Annotated in this window: 17 protein-coding genes and 1 pseudogene; 13 read left to right on the top strand and 5 right to left on the bottom strand. The window is 54.9% G+C overall.

Going from position 1 to position 16,476, the window contains the following annotated elements:
* The first annotated feature begins 126 nt into the window (after window positions 1-126).
* From A8O26_RS08485 to A8O26_RS08430, 12 genes and pseudogenes are all read left to right on the top strand, one after another.
* Window positions 127-1,011, top strand: a complete 885-nt coding sequence (locus A8O26_RS08485; protein ID WP_064117599.1) for a LysR family transcriptional regulator — start codon at window positions 127-129, stop codon at window positions 1,009-1,011.
* Window positions 1,012-1,220: 209 nt separating this feature from the next.
* Window positions 1,221-1,568: a metalloregulator ArsR/SmtB family transcription factor gene (locus A8O26_RS08480; RefSeq protein WP_064117598.1), complete on the top strand. Its 348-nt coding sequence runs from the start codon at window positions 1,221-1,223 to the stop codon at window positions 1,566-1,568.
* A 13-nt stretch (window positions 1,569-1,581) separates the two neighbouring features.
* Window positions 1,582-2,052: an arsenate reductase ArsC gene (locus A8O26_RS08475; protein WP_064117597.1), complete on the top strand. Its 471-nt coding sequence runs from the start codon at window positions 1,582-1,584 to the stop codon at window positions 2,050-2,052.
* 9 nt (window positions 2,053-2,061) lie between these two features.
* Window positions 2,062-2,757, top strand: a complete 696-nt coding sequence (gene arsH, locus A8O26_RS08470) for an arsenical resistance protein ArsH (RefSeq protein ID WP_064117596.1) — start codon at window positions 2,062-2,064, stop codon at window positions 2,755-2,757.
* A 129-nt stretch (window positions 2,758-2,886) separates the two neighbouring features.
* Entirely contained in the window at window positions 2,887-4,149 is a 1,263-nt protein-coding gene (locus tag A8O26_RS08465; protein ID WP_064117649.1) for an MFS transporter, read from the top strand.
* 148 nt (window positions 4,150-4,297) lie between these two features.
* On the top strand, window positions 4,298-4,510 hold the full coding sequence (locus A8O26_RS08460) for a DUF4287 domain-containing protein (RefSeq protein ID WP_034152439.1): 213 nt from the start codon (window positions 4,298-4,300) through the stop codon (window positions 4,508-4,510).
* A 13-nt stretch (window positions 4,511-4,523) separates the two neighbouring features.
* Window positions 4,524-5,027, top strand: coding sequence for a GNAT family N-acetyltransferase (locus tag A8O26_RS08455; protein ID WP_064117595.1), 504 nt, complete (start codon window positions 4,524-4,526; stop codon window positions 5,025-5,027).
* Entirely contained in the window at window positions 5,008-5,826 is an 819-nt protein-coding gene (dapF, locus tag A8O26_RS08450; protein ID WP_064117594.1) for a diaminopimelate epimerase, read from the top strand. Before A8O26_RS08455 ends, dapF begins: the two co-directional genes overlap by 20 nt.
* A gap of 574 nt (window positions 5,827-6,400) precedes the next feature.
* Window positions 6,401-6,763: a DUF6124 family protein gene (locus A8O26_RS08445; RefSeq protein WP_064117593.1), complete on the top strand. Its 363-nt coding sequence runs from the start codon at window positions 6,401-6,403 to the stop codon at window positions 6,761-6,763.
* Between the two features lie 139 nt (window positions 6,764-6,902).
* The gene (locus tag A8O26_RS08440) at window positions 6,903-8,444 is read left to right on the top strand and encodes a phospholipase effector Tle1 domain-containing protein (protein WP_064117592.1); all 1,542 of its coding nucleotides are present in this window, start codon (window positions 6,903-6,905) and stop codon (window positions 8,442-8,444) included.
* Window positions 8,444-9,100: a DUF2931 family protein gene (locus tag A8O26_RS08435; protein ID WP_064117591.1), complete on the top strand. Its 657-nt coding sequence runs from the start codon at window positions 8,444-8,446 to the stop codon at window positions 9,098-9,100. Before A8O26_RS08440 ends, A8O26_RS08435 begins: the two co-directional genes overlap by 1 nt.
* Window positions 9,087-9,767: pseudogene (locus tag A8O26_RS08430) on the top strand (DUF2931 family protein). The gene A8O26_RS08435 and the pseudogene A8O26_RS08430 overlap by 14 nt, the downstream one beginning before the upstream one ends.
* A 73-nt stretch (window positions 9,768-9,840) precedes the next feature.
* On the opposite strand, the gene A8O26_RS08425 reads toward A8O26_RS08430, so the two are convergent.
* The 5 genes from A8O26_RS08425 to A8O26_RS08405 form a co-directional block, all read right to left on the bottom strand.
* On the bottom strand, window positions 9,841-11,163 hold the full coding sequence (locus tag A8O26_RS08425; RefSeq protein WP_064117590.1) for a hypothetical protein: 1,323 nt from the start codon (window positions 11,161-11,163) through the stop codon (window positions 9,841-9,843).
* A gap of 504 nt (window positions 11,164-11,667) precedes the next feature.
* The gene (locus A8O26_RS08420; RefSeq protein WP_064117589.1) at window positions 11,668-12,702 is read right to left on the bottom strand and encodes a Shedu immune nuclease family protein; all 1,035 of its coding nucleotides are present in this window, start codon (window positions 12,700-12,702) and stop codon (window positions 11,668-11,670) included.
* A gap of 121 nt (window positions 12,703-12,823) precedes the next feature.
* A complete protein-coding gene (locus A8O26_RS08415) occupies window positions 12,824-13,927 on the bottom strand; it encodes a DNA alkylation repair protein (RefSeq protein ID WP_064117588.1) in 1,104 nt (367 codons plus the stop codon).
* A 2-nt stretch (window positions 13,928-13,929) separates the two neighbouring features.
* Window positions 13,930-14,535: a glutathione S-transferase gene (locus A8O26_RS08410; protein WP_064117587.1), complete on the bottom strand. Its 606-nt coding sequence runs from the start codon at window positions 14,533-14,535 to the stop codon at window positions 13,930-13,932.
* A gap of 61 nt (window positions 14,536-14,596) precedes the next feature.
* Window positions 14,597-15,505: a MurR/RpiR family transcriptional regulator gene (locus A8O26_RS08405; protein WP_064117586.1), complete on the bottom strand. Its 909-nt coding sequence runs from the start codon at window positions 15,503-15,505 to the stop codon at window positions 14,597-14,599.
* Between the two features lie 403 nt (window positions 15,506-15,908).
* On the opposite strand from A8O26_RS08405, the gene A8O26_RS08400 reads away from it, so the two are divergent.
* Window positions 15,909-16,313: a TraR/DksA family transcriptional regulator gene (locus A8O26_RS08400; protein WP_003225981.1), complete on the top strand. Its 405-nt coding sequence runs from the start codon at window positions 15,909-15,911 to the stop codon at window positions 16,311-16,313.
* The last annotated feature ends 163 nt before the right edge of the window (window positions 16,314-16,476 follow it).

Raw genomic sequence — 16,476 nt, 5'->3', positions numbered from 1 at the left:
CCTCGCTTTTTGTTTTTATTGTCGGACACTCTAGTTGTTAGCTTTCGTTAAAAGAATGTTAGTTTTTGCGCAGCCGCTGTGCGTTTTCAAACAGCCTGCATAGACCATAGCTGACAAGGACACGCCATGTTCGACTGGAACGACCTGCGGTTTTTTCTCGAACTGCAACGCAGCGGCCGCCTGCTCACCGCCGCCCGCCGCCTCAACACCACCCACGCCACCGTCGCCCGCCACATCGAAGCCATTGAAAAGAGCCTCGGCACCGCGCTGTTCGTCCAGCATGCGCAAGGCTACGAAATGACCCCGGCGGGGGAAGCGCTGCTTAAACATGCTGAAGCGATGGAAAACGTTGCGCTGCTGGCGCAGGAAGAGATCACTCAATCCACCGCGCCACTGGGCAAGATTCGCGTGGGGGTGACGGAAGGGCTGGGCATCAAGTTCCTGGCCAGCCGCATGATCGGCTTGTTCGAGCGTTATCCGGGATTGGAAGTGGAACTGGTCGCGGTGCCGCGCTTTGTCAGCATCCTCAACCGTGAAGCGGAAATCAGTATTCATCTGGAGCGCCCGGCGGCGGACATGCTCGTCACGCGCAAGCTCACGGACTATCGCTTGGCGCTCTATGCCAGCCAACGCTATCTCGATAAAGCTCCGCCCCTGCACAGCCGCGAAGACCTTGGGCGGCATGCCTGGATTGGTTATGTCGATGATTTGCTGTTCAGCCAGGAATTGATGTTTCTCAACAGCTTCTGCCGCAGCCCTCGGGTTGTGTTTCACAGCACCAGCGTCATCGCGCAACAGGAGGCGGCGCGGTCGGGATTGGGCATTGCGGTGCTGCCTTGCTACATGGCCGAGTCGGATCCTGCACTGGTGCCGTTGCTGCCGGATGAAAGCATCGAGCGCAGTTACTGGATCAGCACGCGGCGCGAGTTGCACAAGTCGGTGCGGTTGCGGGTGGTTTGGGATTATGTGGTGGGGTTGTGTGAGGCGGAGCAGGGGCTTTTACGCGGTTAAACCAGGCGCACCCAAATCCCCTGTGGGAGCGAGCCTGCTCGCGAAAGCGGTATATCTGATACGCAAATCTCGCCTGACCCACCGCCTTCGCGAGCAGGCTCGCGCCCACAAGGGGTATGCGTATATCTCGCGAGATGTGTGTCATCTCCGGGTTGATTTATATATGGATATCCGTATATTCGAATTTCCATATGTATTGAGCCCGTCCCATGATCACCCCTACCGACGTCTTCAAGAGCCTCGCCGACGAAACCCGCGTCCGCGCCATGCTGCTCATCGCCGATCAAGGTGAACTCTGCGTCTGCGAGTTGATGTGCGCACTCGGCGACAGCCAGCCGAAAATCAGTCGCCACCTCGCGCAACTGCGCAGCAATGGTTTGCTGCTTGATCGCCGTCAGGGGCAGTGGGTCTATTACCGGCTCAATCCGGACCTGCCCGATTGGGTTCGGGAAATCCTGCAAGTGACCTCCACAGCCAACACCGATTGGCTCAAAGACAACGCCGCGCGCCTGCAGAACATGGACGGTCGTCCGGTTCGCGAAGCCGCCTGTTGCTGAGGGAGCAAAAACCATGCGAATTCTTTTCATGTGCACGGCCAACAGCTGCCGCAGCATCCTCTCTGAAGCCATGTTCAATCACTTGGCGCCTGCCGGGTTTGAAGCGGTGAGTGCCGGCAGTTTTCCCAAAGGCCAAGTCTTGCCGCGCAGCCTGTTGATCCTGCAAAAGCATGGCATCGCCATCGACGGGTTGCACAGCAAAGGCAACGACGCCTTCGAAAGCAACCCGCCAGACATCGTCATCACCGTGTGCGACAAAGCCGCTGGCGAGGCCTGCCCGGTGTATTTCGGCCCGGCGCTCAAATCCCACTGGGGGCTGGAAGATCCCTCCGATGTGACGGGTGATGAGTCCACGATTGACGCAGCCTTTCGCGCGACATTGGCGCGCATCGGCCAACGCTGCCAGGCCTTCCTCGACCTGCCCTTTGAAACCCTCAGCCGCGATGAACTGAAAACCGCGCTCGACCGAATCGGCACGCTTTAAGGAGGATTTATGTCCGAACTGCCCAACCTCGATCTCAATCTGTTCGATAACGCCAAACCTTCGCCACCGGACGCGCACAAACCACGCATCTTGCTGCTCTACGGCTCGACCCGCGAACGCTCCTTCAGCCGTTTGCTGGTAGAGGAGGCCGCGCGCCTGCTCGAACACTTCGGTGCCGAAACACGCATCTTCAATCCGTCCGGTCTGCCACTGCCCGACGACGCTCCAGTCGACCATCCCAAAGTGCAGGAACTGCGTGATCTGGTGCTGTGGTCGGAAGGCCAGGTCTGGTGCTCGCCGGAACGCCATGGCGCGATGTCGGCCGTGTTCAAGGCGCAGATCGACTGGATCCCGCTGGAACTCGGCGCGGTGCGTCCGACCCAGGGCAAAACCCTCGCCGTGATGCAGGTTTGCGGCGGTTCGCAGTCGTTCAACGTGGTCAATCAGTTGCGCGTGCTGGGGCGCTGGATGCGCATGTTCACCATCCCCAACCAATCCTCGGTGCCGAAGGCCTATATGGAATTCGACGAAGCGGGGCGGATGAAGCCGTCGCCGTTCTACGATCGCATGGTTGATGTGATGGAAGAGTTGGTGAAGTTCACCGTGCTGCTGCGCGATCAACAGGCGCATCTGGTCGACCGCTATTCCGAGCGCAAGGAAAGCGCCGAGCAATTGATGGCGCGGGTCAACCAGCGATCGATCTGAGCGCGACTGGCCGTGTTGCCGGGCGGCTGATTGCAGCCGCTCCATGCAACTAAATATACGGGCGACAGGTCACTCAATCTGCGGAGGTTGATTCAATTCGCACGACCTCGAACATTGAAGACGCTGCCCGTGGCCACTCACCTCGATCGCCGGAATAACCTGTCACTCGATAGCCTGAATTTCTTCCTTGCCGACGTGCGGGACGGGCTCGGCCCGTATCTGGCGATTTACCTGTTGGCGGTTCACCACTGGGACCCGGCCAGCATCGGTCTGGTCATGACCATTGCCGGGATCGCCGCGCTCATCACCCAGACACCGGCGGGCGCTCTGGTCGACAACACCCGCTACAAACGCGCGCTGATCGCGATTGCCGCGCTGCTGGTGACCGGGAGTTGTCTGCTGCTGCCGTTCGTCACGTCATTCAGTCTGGTGGCGTTGACTCAAGCCCTGAGCGCCGTCGCCGCGTCGATTTTTGCTCCGGCCATTTCAGCGATCACCTTGGGCATCACCGGGCCGCGCGCCTTCACCCGCCGCACCGGTCGCAACGAAACCTTCAACCACGCCGGCAATGCTTGCGCGGCGCTGTTGGCCGGGCTGTTTGCCTACCTGTTCGGCCCAGTGGCCGTGTTCTATCTGATGGCGGCGATGGCGATTGCCAGCGTTATCGCCGTCTCCTTTGTTTCACCCAAAGCCATCGACCATGATCTCGCGCGCGGCCTCGACTCCGGCGGCAGCGGACATGGCGCGCAACCATCAGGTTTGTCAGTACTGCTCACCAACAGACCGCTGCTGATGTTTGCCGTGTGCTGCGCGCTCTTCCACCTGGCGAACGCCGCGATGTTGCCGCTGGTGAGCCAGAAACTGGCGCAGGCCAATTTACAGATGGCCACGCCCCTGACCTCCGCCTGCATTGTTGCCGCGCAACTGGTCATGGTGCCCGTCGCGTTGCTGGTCGGGGCGAAAGCGGACGTCTGGGGACGCAAGCCGTTGTTGCTCGCAGGCTTTCTGATCCTGCCATTGCGTGGCGTGCTTTACGTGTTGTCCAACGACCCTTGGTGGCTGGTCTCGGTGCAGTTGCTCGACGGCATCGGCGCGGGGATTTTCGGTGCGTTGTTTCCGGTGGTGGTGAAAGATCTGACGCTGGGTACCGGGCACTTCAATATCAGCCTGGGGGCGCTGTCGACTGTGTTCGGATTGGGCGCGGCGTTGAGTAACGGCCTTGCAGGGTTTGTGGTGCAGGCGGCTGGGTACAGCGCGGCGTTCCTGACGTTGGCGGCGGTCGCGGCTGCTGCATTGATGCTGTTGTGGCTGACGGTGCCAGAAACTTTGGCGTGTTCATCGGCGCAACCCGGCGAGCTGCAAGGCATTTCACCGCCAGCGGTTGTGCCCTGAAACAGGTTGCTCAAGTATCGGCATCACCCGTGGTGGTGACACCGATGCAGCGGCAGTGGTTGCCGGAACGCCACTTCCCGGCCACTCTATGCCCTGACGACAAGGAGCGTTATCCGACCCTCCGTCGCGATCCCAGGGAGCTTGCAGCATGAGCGAAGACAACAAGGTAAAAGGCCCGGCGTCGTACTTTCCCTCCATCGAAAAGAAATACGGCCAGCCCATCGATCACTGGCTAAACCTGCTCGCCGGCATCAGCGACAAGAAACACATGGAACTGGTGGCGTGGCTCAAGGAGGAACACGGCATGGGCCACGGTCATGCCAACGCCTTGGTTGCGCATCATCTGGCGGGTAAAAAGTGAGGGCAGGGCAGCGATGAATTTCACCCACCGGCCAGTGACGGCCGACGACGTCAAAATGATCTGCAGCTTTCCCCAGGGCGAACAAGAGTTGTTCTTCATGTTCCCGAAAGCCAACTTCCCGCTGACGGAAGAACAGATGCACAGCGCAATCAGCCAACGCTTCGAGTCCACGGCTTTTCTGGCCAACGGCGAGTTCGTCGGCTTCGCCAACTTCTACCGCGCTGAGCACGATGGCATCTGCTGTATTGGCAACGTCATCGTCGCGCCATATGCCCGAGGTCAGGGTGTGGCGCGGTACATCGTCGAAACCATGACCGCGTTGGGTTTCGAAAAGTACCAGGCCAAGGAAGTGCAACTGTCTTGCTTCAACGAAAACACCGCCGGCCTGCTGCTTTACCCGAAACTTGGCTTCGTACCGTTCTCCATTGAAGAGCGCCCGGCACCGGGTGGCAAACGTTCAGCGCTGATCAACATGACGCACACCAGAGACGCAGCGAATGCCACTCACCTTCCATAAGATGCACGCCAACGGCGATGACTTCGTCGTGATCGACTCACGCAACGTCACCAACCCCGTCACCGGCCAACTCGCCCGGCGCCTGGGCGATCGCCATCGCGGCATCGGTTTCAACCAACTCGCCGTGGTCCTTGATTGCACAGACGCCGATGCGCGCGTGGAGTTCTGGAACGCCGACGGCTCGCCGCTCGATGTGTGCGGCAGCGCCACCCGTGGCGTGGCGGACAGGTTGATGCGCGAAGCCAGCCGAACATCGATCATCCTGCGCACAAACCGTGGCTTGCTCACCTGCGAACGCACGCCCAGCGGATTGATCGCCGTCGACATGGGCGAACCGTTGTTCGACTGGCAAGACATCCCTCTGGCGCAAGAACACGACACACTTTTTCTACCGCTCGCCGGCGCCCCAACCGCCTGCAACATGGGCAATCCGCACTGCACCTATTTCGTCGACGACCTAAGCACCGTCGACATCGCCGCCCTCGGCCCGAGTCTAGAAATCCACCCATTGTTTCCGCACAAAACCAACGTCCACTTCGTGCAGATCATCGACCGCCAACACATCCGCCTGCGCATCTGGGAGCGCAACGGTGCCATCCCGCTCGGCTCCGGCTCATGCTCATGTGGCGCGGCCGTCAACGGCATCCGCCGAGGCCTGCTCGACCACACCGTCAACGTCGAATGCGACGGCGGCCCCGTCACCGTCCACTGGAATGGCTCAGGCTCCGTAACCCTGAGCGGCCCGGTAGAACCCACTTTCTCCGGCACCCTCCCAGACACCCAACTCGACCTCAAGTGACCACGATCCCCTGTAGGAGTGAGCCTGCTCGCGATAACGCCAGCCCAGCCACCACCAATCCCAATCCAACCACATAACCCTGTGGGAGCTAGCCTGCTAGCGAAGACGCCAGCCCAGTCACCGCAAACCCCAAACCCACCACATATCCCCTGTGGGAGCGAGCTTGCTCGCGAAGACACCCACCCAGTCACCCCATCAACCACTGACCGAAATAAACAGTAAAAACCACCACTGTTTAAAGGAAGCCTCAAGTAACCACCGAAACCCTACAACGCCTTGCGCCGTTACCTACGACTAAGCCAGAATCCGCCGGCTTGTGCGTCTAGGTCGCGGGTTCTATCGTCTGTCGGTCGCTGAAAAACAGTGATCGGGTTTGGTAGCCCTGAGTTTTCGTAGATTGCATAAGCATCATCATTCGCAGTGTCTGTTCGACACGGCTTTTATGGTGGTCATGCACAGGGCGTCTTCGGGCGCGCCGGTTTTCTACGTCCCGGTCTACCAACCTGCGCATGGCCGCCACCCTCGTTTGGTAGCGAGAGTGATGGCTCCTTTTTTTGACGTAGGAGCTTCATCAATGATCAAACCAACACCCAACCCACCCGAAACCGACCCCACATCCCCCTACGAAACCCCCGACTCCAAGCGATTCCACGAAGCCGCCGAACGCGCCCTCGACCACTACCTCAAACCCGCCAGCCAAATCATGGCCAGCACCCAACAACCCGAACGGATGTACCTCGCCAACCCGAAGTACAACAGCGAATCCCTGCTCGCCAACGCCAGCGAAACCCTCGGCTCCGCCAGCGAAATGCTCCTCAACTTCGCCGCCATGCTCGACACCTCCCAGCGCAAAACCGCACTGGGCATCGCCCAAGTCGTGATGCTCGGCGAAATCGCCGTCAACCAAGCGCTGGATAACGTCGAAATCGCTAGCTAACCAATCCCACCCCGACGAGGGGAAACCCTCGTCGAACCCCGCGGTCACACCCTGGCTGGCACACGGCCACGGCTTGCGCCCCCCATCCACGCCTGTCACCCTTCGGGCCGTTCTCAAGGATCAGAACCAGGAATCACGGATGAGTGGCTACGTACCCAACCCCCCGAAAAACTACCGCTACGAAGAAGCCAAACCCGTCGATATTCACGCCCAGCGTTGGGCGGAATATGAGAAGCATGGGAAAGAGCCTGCGCGCGAACCTGAGAAAATCGGGATCGCGTTGAGGATTGGGGTTTTCTTTGATGGCACTGGGAATAATGCGAACAACACGGCGGCGGGATTGCTGTGTGGGGCGCAGCATCCGATTGCGCCGGAAGATATTCCTGCTAGTTGTCAGCCCTATATGGGGAACCCGGACAGCAGTTATGGCGCTGGCGCGACCAACATAAAGAAGCTTGCCGACCTGTATTACAAAGCTCCGATTGCTGAAGGAGAGGGTTCGATAAAACAAGTATCCCGCCCTTTGTACATTGAAGGAATTGGCACTCAATCCAATGAAGAAGACAGTTTGGTCGGTCAAGGCATGGGGCGTGGAGAGACTGGAGTCGCAGGGCGTGTTCAGACTTCGTTTACCTTCATCAAACAAGTCCTTGAGGATGCCCTTCAAGAGAATCCGAACAGTGAAATTACATCGATCACCTTTTATACTTTCGGATTCAGTCGAGGCGCAGCGGCAGCTCGCCATTTCTCAAATGAAATCGTAAGAGGTAAGCAGGGGCCGCTTAGGGATCTATTGGCCACTTACGCCAATAATTTCTCCCGTACCTTTGTCGACCAGTACGGTGGCGGCATCCGAATGGGCTTCATTGGGCTGTTCGATACAGTGCCGTCAATTGCTGGCTTCACGAATTTTGGCAGGGTGAAAAGCCCCATAGCACCGGGCATAAAACTGTACCTTGATCCGCGTTTTTTCAAGGACGTCGTCCACTTGGTTGCTCGCGACGAATGTCGGGCCAACTTCGCCCTCAGTAACGTCAAACCCGACTATCCAGAATACGCATTTCCAGGTGTCCACTCGGATATCGGGGGCAGCTACCTCGATGAAGTCGAAGAGTGTGTTTTGGTCAGTCCCATGCAAACGCTTGATGTTTGGAGCAACACTGACGTGAAAACAACCTCGATCTATCAGGATGCCGCTCGGGTAAAAAGTCAGTGGGTAGCCAAAGGCTGGCCTGCTCATCTGTTGGAAATCGTAACGCCCGCTGCGCTTGCTTTGCCGGCCGATCCGCAAGATCGTTTCGGGCCTAAGCAAAAACGCGTATACGCTGGGCTACAACTCAAACGCCCGGTTAGTGGCAAACTCTCAACGGTTTACTTGAGAGTGATGTATCAGTTGGCCAAAGAAAAAGGTGTGCCGTTCACCGACATTCCTGGACGAACCGAGTATGCCGTTCCCCAGGAACTGCAATCGCTTTGTGACAGGTTCATCGCCGGCGACTACAGCACCACCGCAGAAGAAGAGCAATTGCTGAAACTGAAATACATCCATACCTCTGCCAACTGGAATCACCCGCAAGGGAGACGTGACGGCAGCGGCTTGAGAGCCGTTTACATCAATGCACCAACGGAGGATGGCATTCGCGTGCAGCATCCTCACGTAGCTGATTGGAAGCTTTGGTAATGAGAATACTCGTAGCTCTATTGGGCGTTTTGGCCTTCACAGGCTGTCACGCAACAAGCTCCAACTCAGGTGAAAATGATCCCAAATACCCGTGGTGGGAGCTGGCGTTCATCAAACCCAATTTTATGAACGTGTGGGTTGAAGACAGCTCCGTGGAGGATATTGACGGTAAGACCTTTCTGCGAGCCGGAGGAGGGAACGCCAGCGGTGCAGAGCCGAATGACGACAAAGAATCGGCGCGCGGTTGGATAGGTGTTGGTGGTACAGGCAAACCGGTTATTGGGTCAGGGCTACCTAAGCGGATCTTTGTCCGCTGGCAATCGATTCCAGAGCAAAAAACTTACCGGGCGTGGGTAGATATCCCTGAAGAAGCCAGGCAAGTGATGGTGACGTCTACCCATCAGCGCTGCCCGGAAACCCCCGAGAAAACAGCACGCTTCATGGCCTCAGTTTATTTGGGACTCGCTCCGGGTGGTGTGGTGCAAGTGTGGGTAAGAGATTTATGCCGGCGCCCAGTGAAAGTCGCTCGTGCTCAAGCTGAGTTGGAGCCGCTGGGGCCCGAGTTGGGTAAGAATGGTGGTCAATATGCTTATCCCATCAGTGAAAAGGCCAAGCGGTATATCGACAAGTACGGCATTCCCTATGGGAGTTGGTAATCGTCATCCGTTGAAACAGCTGATAACGATACTTGTTGCCCTGTTGATTACCGGTTGCCAGTCAAGCAATTCACTATCAGTCAAAAACGATCCAAAAACTCCGTGGTGAGAGCTAGGCTTCACCGAACCTGACTACATGAAGGTGTGGGTTGAAGACACTTCCGTCGAAGACATCAAAGGAAAGACGTTTCTTCGTACGGGAAAGGGATCCGCATCGGGTGGGCAGCCAGAAGATGGAACAGCGTCGGCGCGAGGTTGGCACGGTGTGGGCAGTTCCGCGAAAGCAGTAGTGGTTGCTGATCTCCCGAAACGGATCTTCGTTCGCTGGCAGTCCATCGTAGAACCTCAGACCTATCGAGCCTGGGTGGATATACCCGAAGAAGCCAGACAACTGATACTGACATCGGTGAATCAACGCTGCGCGAAAACTCCAGACCAGACAGCTACCTATATATCTTCGATCTATCTGGGTTTAGCTCCCGGCGGTGCCATCCAGGTTTGGGTAAGAGATTCATGTCACCATCCGGTCGAAGTGGCGAAAGCGCAGGCCGAAATTGAACCGCTGGGGCCGAGTCAGGGGAAAACCCAAGGGCGATACGCTTATCCCATTAGTGAAAAGTCCAAGCAGTATATCGAGAAATTCGGTATTCCATATGGGAGTTGGTAAAGCGACGATTAAATAAGGGGGGACGGGGAATACCGTACTAATTAATGGTGGTCCGTCCCGTTTTTTAATGTTTTTATATTATGGTGGGATTGGCGTTATCCGTAGAATACATTTTGATTGTGCCATCTTGGGATATCTTTATAGATAATCCATTTTTTGCGAGTATAGATGCTACTGATTCGCCCGTCCCTTTTACACCAGTTATGACTACCTTTGAAATGTCGATGACTGAGCCATAAGACAAAAGGGTGCCGTCCGTATTAAAAATAGACGCTCCATCGCTAGAGAGAAGTCTAACAAGTGTTTGAGTGTGTTTTTCGTCAAGTAATGAAAAAGGGGTTGTAGTGAGCGAATTTTTTGATAGTAGCATTTCGTCAAATTTGGTGGCGTCCAAGGGGATCCATATAATTGAACTCAATCTGCGGCGAGCCAGATAAAATACATAGTAAAGAAGGCTTTGAATGAAATTCTCCTTAACGTGAAGCGTTGATCTTATCAAGTCCGCTATTTGTGTGAGGCTACGGATTCGCCACTGCCCTTCTTTGAAGTTGAATTCAATGCCTTCGGAGCCAGTAATGGAATACTCTGATTGGCTAGTGACCCGAAAAAGAGCGTCTCCTCCTTTTATGGTTTTGCTCAATGTATAATCGTCTACAAAAGACGCTAACGCTTGCCTGCTGGAATTTGCAAGGAATGCGTTCGCAATTTCTAATGCGGGATTTGCGAGAAAATAAGACGTTTGACCATCTGCCAAGTACCAGAAACGCTTATCTATAGGATCTATTGGGGAAAGTTTTCGAGTTTCTTTAAGGGGTAGTAGGGTGCCTGCTCTTGTATGTTGGCGCATGTTAGCGTATGCGTAAAATGATCGAGTTAGAACGAGTCCTGTAGTAAAGTTTCTACCTTCGAATCGAGTGTTTGCGAGTTTGTGAAAGAGTTCGATTAGTTGTTTGAATTTTCTGTAGTCATAGTGGCCGCGACTGAAGAATTTTGATATCGTTAACTCAAGCAGTTCATCGCCAAATTGATGTGGTTTTAGAGAGAATTTCTCTTTCACGCTATGGCTTAGCGTAATGGCGAGGACACCTTCAAAGACATTTAGCAGTCTCTCTAGTCCGGTAAATATGGTGTTGGTAATTTGTAGTGAAAATGCAGCGACTACAGTTTTTCCATCAAGAACCCGTCCCAATACAACTGCGCAGGAACTATTGATTATATAGACTCCGCGTTTTGGGTTTTCGAGAACGTTGATGCCGTATTGATGTTTTATTGTGTTAAGGGGGTTGTGATCAAATTTCACCGACCCGCCAAAGAAACGCTTGGTGGCTCCGAGAAGATAAGGTAATGCATGCTTCTTAAAGTCATCCGCCCCGCGCATATGTTCGAAATCAATCATACTACTTCCTTGAAGTACAGCTCTGTTTGTGTTGATCAAGCTCGTGGCTTAAATCGATGTTAAGTACGGCTAAAACTGTAGCTGAATTTTGCGCGCTTTCAAGTCGTTTGTGGCGGAGCGTTGTGCTTGACAATAAAGCCGAAGGGCGAACGATAGTCTCACGGCAAAATGAAGAATAAATCTGTTTCTCAAATCAAAACTCACCAGAGCACAGGCCAGAGCGTAGGGAGAGATTAAATGCATGCCTAGGGCCTAGCCAAGTTAAGAATCAAGGGCGCCAATTGTATCCCGTCAGCGAAAAGCCCTAGCGGTTAAAAATTGGTGCGGATGAAGTTGTGGGTGTCGATTGTGTTTACCCTTTATTTTATGGTGGCTTGCCTAACCTTTATCTTAGGGATCGATTGAAGGCTGTGGCATTTATCGAAACGTTCGTTGTCATAGTTGGGTGGTGAGGGGGTATTAAGATTGTTTTATCGACTTTAGGGGTTGCGCGTAAGATCGGTTTTATATTTGATTGAAAGTGGAGAACTGATGATATAGCTCGTCGAAAGTTACGATGGTGACATGGGCGGCTACAGCTTGTCTTTGAACTTCAAAAGCTTTTTTCTTGTCTGTTTTTTCGTCTAAGCACTTAGTGTGTCCTGCAATAATAAAACACTTCGGTGAAAAGACTTCAAAGGACTTTTCGGAATCGTGTCGCTTTGAATAAAAATTCATGATTAGTTCGTTTCTTTGGTTGAGGACTTGACTTATGGTTCCAGAGAGTTCTCTTGAAAGTGGATAGGTATCGCGGTATGAAGAACCTAATAATTTAGTGTCGGGTGTTTTTATTTCTATAAGTGTCAGGTTGTTGGATAGTTTGTCGATCAGCGCAAAGTCAGAACGCTTACTTCCTTTTCCTTTCGTATTTGTAATTCCAACGTGAAATTCTCTCTGAAGAAATAATGCGTATCCGCCGATGAGTCTTTCTAATATTCCTTTTCTAGCCGATAACTCCTGCTGCCAGAAGTTTTCGTCTTTTGATTTTTTATTTGCTGAATCTTGCCAAACCTGAATGGCCGATGCCAGATCCTCGGAATAGACTCCTCTCTTAATTAGTGGCACAACATCTTTTTCTAGCAGCATTGAATTGATGTCTGTGAAGGCATTGAGGCAGAGTGAGGCGAAGGCTCTTGTGTCATCATCTATATAGTTTTCCTCGATGTGTTCAATTACAGCTTCGATGCTGCTTCTTGCTTGTTTTCCACTAACAATAATTTTTTTGAATTCCGGATTGTGTTTTATCTTTTTTTTGAAGTCGGCTACGGTATGGTTTACGCCGAGAAAACGTTGTATAGCATTCTCGTACTGTTCATCTACTGACTCTAGGAGGTCACTTAAATGGTCTTTTATATCGCCTTCAGGATCGAAATGATGTGAAAGTTTAAAGGCTAGGGCATCGCTAATGGTTTCGGAATCTATCGTTCGTGCTTCTCGAAGATCACGGGCTAGCTTAAGGGAGTGCATAACCTCTTCAAATAACTTTTCATCTATGCTCATAGTATTTCCTTAATAGTGAAGAATGTTTTCTTGGTTTTTATTGGGCTGAGTTATTGATCTCATGGTAAGCAGGCTGATTACACTGCTTTCGGTCTGTGGCTACGTTAAGAAGTGCCGGACTTTAGGATGTGATTTCAAACTCTGTGTTTGCGACTAGTTCGCCGTTTATAATGATGTATACCAAATGTCGACCCTTATAATGCTTCCGCGTCGTAAAATCCTTAATCACCTGCCGCCTCCCCACAACCACACTCTCAAATCCCGCCAACCCCACAGTCTTCAACTTAAAAACCTTCCCCGAAACCCCGCCATTCGCCTTCACATAGTCAATCGCATAATCAATCACCAATCGCTGCTCATGCGCCACCGTGGACTTCACCACAAACGACAACGTAATCGCTTCCCCCAACCGCACCACCGCCGGCTCAACCCGCACATCTAACAATTCAACCTCAGCCTTCGCCCCGGCACCAATCACCGTCAGCGCCCGCAAATCCCCCTGCTTAATCAAACTCCGCAACGCATGCTTCGCAATCCACGCCGTGTGCTTGTTCTCCAACGACCAACCTTCAATCGTGTCCAACACCCACTCCGGATGCACCTTCGTCACATCATTCAAATGATTCGCCACGGACTTGCGTACATACAAACTCTCATCCGCCTTCAACCGATCGAGTATCCCGGCGGCCAACTTCGGATCCGCCTGCACCGCTTCCAACCGAAACGACCAAGGCAGGCGAGGGCGGCTGCCTTCGCTGGCGAGGCGTCGAACGTGGTGGTTTTCGTCGCGGGTCCAGTCGTGCATTCGTTCCAGCGAGCGCTCGAGGTCGCTGCGCAAAAAGTGGCGGATGGCGAATTCGGAGGAGCCGAAGGGGGTGAAGTACTTCAGGGCGTCCATGGAGGTGTCGAACGCGTGACCGCCGTAGCTCGCGACGTAGTGCGGCAGGCACATGCTGACGAATCCACTGTTCAGCCTTGGCGCGAGTTCGAAAAGCACTTCTAGGGAATCTTGGTAATCCAGCGGCAACACGGCGTGCAGGCTTTCGCTAACCCGCGCCATGCGTTGCATCACTGATAGTTCAGCGAGTCCGTCCTGGGCATGTTTGAGAAACGCCTTGGCCTTGAACGCCGGGTACACGGCGCTCATTTCGCAGGCGATGTGCTGCAGGCGCTCGGCGTTGAAGATTTCCTTTAACGCCGGGGCGGCGGTGTCGGTGGTGCTCATGGTCAGGTCATCGGGGTGCTGACGAACGCTTCGAGGGTTTCGGCGTAGGCGGTGTATTGGGCGATGTGGGGGTAGCGGCGGGTGTCGATCTGGTCAGGGACGACGAGGTCGGTGAAGCTCCAGGCGACGGCGAGGCTGATGCCGGCCTGGGTGAGGGTGCCGTCGGTGGGCAGGCCGGTTTTTTCCAGTTCTTGCTCGAGGGCGGTGAAGGCGGCGGCGAGTTGGCCTTCGACGCGTTCGACCCACGGCTGGTATTGAATGTCGGCCGGGCGCAGGTTGCGTTCGTAATAAAGCTGCACGGCTTTTTCGCAGGCGGCGAGGCTGAGGCCGATCAGGCGCAGGGTTTGGGCTCGCTGACCTAATTCGGTCGGCAGCAGGCTTTTGCCGGAGCTGGCTTCGAGGTAGTCGAGGATGAGCGTTGAGTCCATCAGGACGACGCCGTCGTCGAGGATCAGTGTCGGGGCTTTGACCACCGGGTTGATTTGCTGGAATTGCTCGAAGTGGCGGAACACCGAGACTGACTCGTGTTCGAGGTCGATGCCTAAGCGTTTGGCGGAGATCGCCACGCGGCGTACGTAAGGGGAGTCCAGCATGCCGATCAGTTTCATGACGCGTTCCTTCAAGTCAAACCGGTGGGAAGGCATAACCTAGCCGACGCTGAGGCAATTGTCAGTCGTCGAAGCCGGGTTGTTCGTGAATCTCATCAACATTCAGTTCCAGCCGATACGCCACCGCCACGAACAACGCCTGACACAGACACAACGTCGCACTCAATGAACGAAAGGCGAGGGCGCTGCCTTCGTTGACCAGCAATACGCTGTTTGCGTGTTTGGCCAGTGGCGAGAGGTGGCTGTCGGTAAGGATCAGGGTGTTGGCCTGTTGCTGGCGGGCGTAGCGCAGGCAGTGTTGGGTTTCTTTGGCGTAGGGCGTGAAGCTGATGGCGATCACCAGATCGTTCGCGCGCACGCTGCGCATTTGCTCGCGATAGCTGCCGCCAAGTCCGGAGACCAGGTGAATGCGCTTGTGAGTGTGTTGCAAGTTGTAAACGAGGTAGTCGGCGACGGCGAAGGAGCGGCGCACGCCGACGACGTAGATGTTGTCGGCGTTGACGATCAGGTCGACGGCGGTTTCGAATGCGGTGTCGTCGAGCTCGCGGCCCAGACGTTCGATGCTTGAACGCGTGGCGTCGATGCATTCGCGGGCGAGGTCGCCGGCGCTGGCTTGCTGCGACTGGTTGGCGATCATGCTGCGGATGCGTTGCTGGTAGTTCTGCACCGGCGAGGCTTTGTGGGTGTAGGCGCTACGGAACAGCGCCTGCATTTCGCTGAAGCCGCTGAAGCCGAAGCGCTGCGAGAAGCGGACGATGGCGGACGGGTGGACTTCGCATTCCCGGGCGATGTCGCTGATGCGGTCGACCATGATCCGGTCGCTCTGCTGGCTGATGTAGCTGGCGACGCGTTTGAGTTGGCGCGGCAGGGCATCGTATTCGTCGGTGATCAGTCGCAGCAGGCGCTCGGCATTGATCGGAGGGCTGGCGAGTGAAACCTCGTCGGTGGCCGGCAGATCGGGGCGGGGCATAAGTTATCCTTCAGGCTGATTGATCATGCTTTGGGCCTGATATTAGGGGGGCTTTTGCTGTTCTGCCTGGCTGAAACGATGCACTAAAGGGCGAAAAGATGCCGATGCCGTGCCGCCCGGTTAGCCGTTTGTCTTCTATATACCTCCGCTCGACTGAATTTCTTGCTATAAACGCACTCCGATAACCGCTGTGGTTCCGGTGTCAGAGCACTTTCCGGGCTTTGTCGGACAAATTCCCTGTATTTACAGTTGCTGAGGCCTCATTCGGGCCTTAGACTGCCGCCCCTCGTAAATTGAGTGCCGGGTGGCGTTTGCAATAAACGATGCCTTTTCGTCGACCGGACACGGTTCGCCGAAACGCTCCCTAATTCGCCTTAATGCACGTTTTTTTATAGAGATATCAATGACAAAGGACAAGTTGCTGGCCATGCCGGCAGATGACTACATGAATGCAGAGCAACACGCTTTCTTCACTGAGCTGTTGCAGAACATGAAAGTCGAAACCCACGAGCGCATTGAGCAAAATCGTATCGCCATCGAAAGCCTGGACACCCCGGCTGACCCGGCGGACGCGGCTTCGGTTGAAGAAGAGCGCACTTGGCTGGTGAACGCGATCGATCGCGACCAGCGCATGCTGCCGCAACTGGAACAAGCCCTTGAGCGCATCAAGGAAGACAGCTTTGGCTGGTGCGACGACAGCGGCGAGGCCATTGGCCTGAAACGCCTGCTGATCAGCCCGACCACCAAGTACTGCATCGAAGCTCAAGAGCGTCACGAGCAGATCGACAAGCACCAGCGTCAGGCCTGATTCTGTGCGGTAACCCATGAATGTGGGTTGCCCCGAAAAGATCGCGGCCTTCGGCAGCTTCTATATAGAGCTGCTGAAGGCTGCGATCTTTGTTTTTGCACGTCTGCAATAAGCCCGAGCCATTCCATTGACCTGCCACAGACCCCACGACTAACGGACCATA

This window comes from Pseudomonas fluorescens, assembly GCF_001648775.1.
Taxonomy (GTDB): domain Bacteria; phylum Pseudomonadota; class Gammaproteobacteria; order Pseudomonadales; family Pseudomonadaceae; genus Aquipseudomonas; species Aquipseudomonas fluorescens_M.
This window is presented reverse-complemented; position numbering and strand designations above follow the sequence as displayed.

Coding starts and splice junctions, on each gene's coding strand:
- A8O26_RS08485 (WP_064117599.1), top strand. CDS start 127: ATGTTCGACTGGAACGACCTGCGGTTTTTTCTCGAACTGCAACGCAGC.
- A8O26_RS08480 (WP_064117598.1), top strand. CDS start 1,221: ATGATCACCCCTACCGACGTCTTCAAGAGCCTCGCCGACGAAACCCGC.
- A8O26_RS08475 (WP_064117597.1), top strand. CDS start 1,582: ATGCGAATTCTTTTCATGTGCACGGCCAACAGCTGCCGCAGCATCCTC.
- arsH (WP_064117596.1), top strand. CDS start 2,062: ATGTCCGAACTGCCCAACCTCGATCTCAATCTGTTCGATAACGCCAAA.
- A8O26_RS08460 (WP_034152439.1), top strand. CDS start 4,298: ATGAGCGAAGACAACAAGGTAAAAGGCCCGGCGTCGTACTTTCCCTCC.
- A8O26_RS08455 (WP_064117595.1), top strand. CDS start 4,524: ATGAATTTCACCCACCGGCCAGTGACGGCCGACGACGTCAAAATGATC.
- dapF (WP_064117594.1), top strand. CDS start 5,008: ATGCCACTCACCTTCCATAAGATGCACGCCAACGGCGATGACTTCGTC.
- A8O26_RS08445 (WP_064117593.1), top strand. CDS start 6,401: ATGATCAAACCAACACCCAACCCACCCGAAACCGACCCCACATCCCCC.
- A8O26_RS08440 (WP_064117592.1), top strand. CDS start 6,903: ATGAGTGGCTACGTACCCAACCCCCCGAAAAACTACCGCTACGAAGAA.
- A8O26_RS08435 (WP_064117591.1), top strand. CDS start 8,444: ATGAGAATACTCGTAGCTCTATTGGGCGTTTTGGCCTTCACAGGCTGT.
- A8O26_RS08425 (WP_064117590.1), bottom strand. CDS start 11,163: ATGATTGATTTCGAACATATGCGCGGGGCGGATGACTTTAAGAAGCAT.
- A8O26_RS08420 (WP_064117589.1), bottom strand. CDS start 12,702: ATGAGCATAGATGAAAAGTTATTTGAAGAGGTTATGCACTCCCTTAAG.
- A8O26_RS08415 (WP_064117588.1), bottom strand. CDS start 13,927: ATGAGCACCACCGACACCGCCGCCCCGGCGTTAAAGGAAATCTTCAAC.
- A8O26_RS08410 (WP_064117587.1), bottom strand. CDS start 14,535: ATGAAACTGATCGGCATGCTGGACTCCCCTTACGTACGCCGCGTGGCG.
- A8O26_RS08405 (WP_064117586.1), bottom strand. CDS start 15,505: ATGCCCCGCCCCGATCTGCCGGCCACCGACGAGGTTTCACTCGCCAGC.
- A8O26_RS08400 (WP_003225981.1), top strand. CDS start 15,909: ATGACAAAGGACAAGTTGCTGGCCATGCCGGCAGATGACTACATGAAT.